This is a genomic window from Azorhizobium oxalatiphilum, assembly GCF_014635325.1.
Lineage (GTDB): Bacteria > Pseudomonadota > Alphaproteobacteria > Rhizobiales > Xanthobacteraceae > Azorhizobium > Azorhizobium oxalatiphilum.
Genome location: NZ_BMCT01000019.1, coordinates 1 through 3,094 on the forward strand (window position 1 = coordinate 1; position 3,094 = coordinate 3,094).

Here is a 3,094-nt window from a genome sequence, read left to right on the forward strand (position 1 = left end):
GTCAGGACTTCTCCACCTGGTACAGCACGCTCGGCGTGCGCGTGGCCTCGGCGGTCACGCTGGGCGGCCTCACCGCCGTGCCCCACGCCTCGGTGGGCTGGCGGCATGCCTTCGGCGACGTGACGCCGGAAGTGGCGATGACCTATCTCAACACGGGCACCAGCTTCACCGCGCAGGGCCTGCCCATCGGCGAGGACAGCGCGCTGCTCGGCGCCGGTGTCGACTTCGCGCTCGGCAAGGGCTTCACGCTGGGTGTGGCCTATGACGGCGCCTTCTCGAACGACACCCAGAGCAACGCGGTGCGCGGCACGGCCAGCTTCCAGTTCTGAAGTCGGCGGGTGAAGAGCGCCAATTGCAAAGGCCGGGAGCTGCACGAGGCACCGCTATGTCCATGGTGGTGTCCTCAAGGGGCTTCCGGCGAACGGCTGCCAGAAAACCTGCTGATCCCGTAGCATTTTAACGGAACTGGCTCATTGTTCTTGCCCCCGCCTCTGGCTTGACCCAAGGTATTCGGGTTTCGTCGCAATATGGGCTGTATTAGCTCATGCGGGCGAGGTGATCTCACCTCGCCCTATGGGCTTTGCCATAGTGCACGTCGAGACCGGTGGGGGTTTTGATGTCCTGTTTCTTGTCGTCCGTTTCGCGGGCAGCGGTTGTTTGCGCGTTGTCGTTTTTTCCTGCGCCCTTGCTGGCCGACAGTTTTTATATTTTCGGAAGCTCGATCAACACAGACTCCCAGTTCCTGACGGGTACCCAGTCGGGTTATATCGTGGCGGGCGGTCAGCTTGCGACGTCGGGAACTGGCGTCACCCTGGGTGTCTCGACCGGTCCCGAGATGATCGTAACAAATAACGGTACGATCTTCTCAGGTAACCGCGCCATCGACACGACGTCGAACGTCACCGGCAACATTGCGGTCGTCAACAAAGGGTACATGACCGCTGCGGACGACACCTTTCGGCTGAACGGCGCCTTTGCGGCGGGGCGCCTGTATCTCGAAAACACGGGCAGCATGTTCGCCAGCGGCGGTCAGGTTCTGGACTTCGATGCGGCTGTTGCCGCCTCGGCCGATGTGACCATCATGAACAGGGGCTTGATTACGTCGGGGACGGGCGGTTCCGACGCCATCCGCTTCGGTGGCGGAACCATCGGGCTGTATAACTTCGGCACCATTCAGTCGCTGGCCGGAGACAAGCATGCGATTGCGATCGATACGGACAGCAATATCGATACGCTGGTGACCCTGAACATCAGAAACTTCGAAGGTGGCCTCATCACCAGCGGCGACGACGTGATCAAGATCGCGGGAACGCCCGCCAGCACTTCGACGGCGCAGATCTATATCACCAACGAGGGTACCATTCGCGCCACCGGCATGGGGCAGGGCATCAACCTTGGCGTTCTGGTCTCCACGGGTCTGTCGACCATGATCAGCAATAGGGCCACCGGTCTTATAACGACGGCCGACAACGATGCGATTGCGGCCGGGATGAAAACGATCATCCACAATTACGGTCAGATTGTCGCCAACTATACGGTCGTCTCCGCAGATGCCCAGAGCTATAGTGGCGTGAAGTTTGATGGCGTAAGCGGCACGGTCAACAATTACGACGGCGCGCTGATCTCGGGCTCGTATCACGGCATCAAGGTCTCGGGAGATGGCAACGCGGTCGCCATCTATAATTCCGGCACGATCATCGGCCGCAACGGCGCAGGTGTGAGTTCGAATGGCGTGGCTCCGGTTGAAAATTGGGGCACCATCACCGGCCGGTCCGATGCCGCTGCCAGCTTCGGTGATGGTGATGGCATCGCCATCGAACACGTCGGCACGATCACCAATTATGGCGTCATCCAGGGGCTTGGCTCCCGGGGCACCAGGCCGGGCGATACCTTGCCGAGTACCAGCGAGGGCATTGCCATTGGTGGCGGCGTCATCACCAATTTTGGTGGAGGCGTGCATGCCGGGCTTATCTCGGGCGCCAATAACGGCATCCTCGCGGCCGGCAACAATCTCGGCAGCATCTACGGCGCGCTGACCGTCACCAATTACGGCACCATCCAGGGGCTCGACGGCTACGGCATCCAGGTCATCAACGATGCCGGGTTCAGCACCACCATCACCAATTACGGCACCATTTCGGGGACCACTGCCGCGGTCGCGATGGGTAATGGCAACGATCTTTTCGTCTATGCGACGGGCTCGTCCGTGGTCGGTGCGGTGCTGGGGCAGGGGGGCACCGACACCTTCCGCCTTGGCTGGATGATGGGTTCGTTCGATCTGTCGCTCCTCGGCGACACTGCGACCTATCGGGGATTCGAGAAGTTCGACCTCGCCGTCGACTCGATCTGGACCGTCACCGGCACCAGCAGCTTTTCTGGCGCGACCAGTGTTTCCGGCGCCAGTCTGATCCTCGACAACGCCAGCCTCGCCTCGTCCGTGGTCTCCGTCGCAGGAGCGCCTGCCGCCATCGCGGTGCTCTCCGGCACGGGTACGGTCGGGGGACTGGTGGCGGGCCATGGCGCGATCATCGCCCCCGGCGATACATACGAGGCCCTCGCCTATAATTATTATTATCCGACGCTCACCACGGACAAGATCGGTACGCTCAATGTGGCGGGCAATGCCGCCTTTGCCGACGGCTCGACCTATGCGGTGAGCGTGAACAGCGCTGGCCAGAGCGATCGCATCGCGGTGACGGGCTCCACGACGCTGGCTTCCGGCTCGACGGTGGCGGTGACGGCGGCGAGCGGCACCTACGACTTCCGCCAGACCTACACCATTCTGACGTCGGCGGGCGGGGTGTCGGGCACCTTTGGCAGCGTGTCTTCCAACTTCGCCTTCCTCACGCCGACGCTGAGCTATGACGCCACCGACGTCTTCCTGACGTTGACTCGCAATGACGCGGCCTTCGCCAGCGTGGCCTCTTCGCCCAATGCGCGCGGCGCGGCGGCGGCGGCGGAAGCGGGTGGTCCCGGTACGGCGCTCTATCAGGCCGTGGTCGGCGGCTCTCCGGAGACGGCGCAGGCGGCCTTCCAGACCCTCTCGGGCGAGGCGCAGGCCTCTGCCGGCTCGAACGCCTTCAACACCAACCAG

Annotated in this window: 2 protein-coding genes; both read left to right on the top strand. The window is 62.7% G+C overall.

From position 1 onward, the window contains the following. A partial coding sequence (locus tag IEW24_RS28540; RefSeq protein ID WP_188582697.1) for an autotransporter outer membrane beta-barrel domain-containing protein occupies positions 1–329 on the top strand: 329 nt, incomplete at its 5' end. A gap of 287 nt (positions 330–616) precedes the next feature. Further along, a partial coding sequence (locus IEW24_RS28545; protein WP_188584322.1) for a beta strand repeat-containing protein occupies positions 617–3,094 on the top strand: 2,478 nt, incomplete at its 3' end.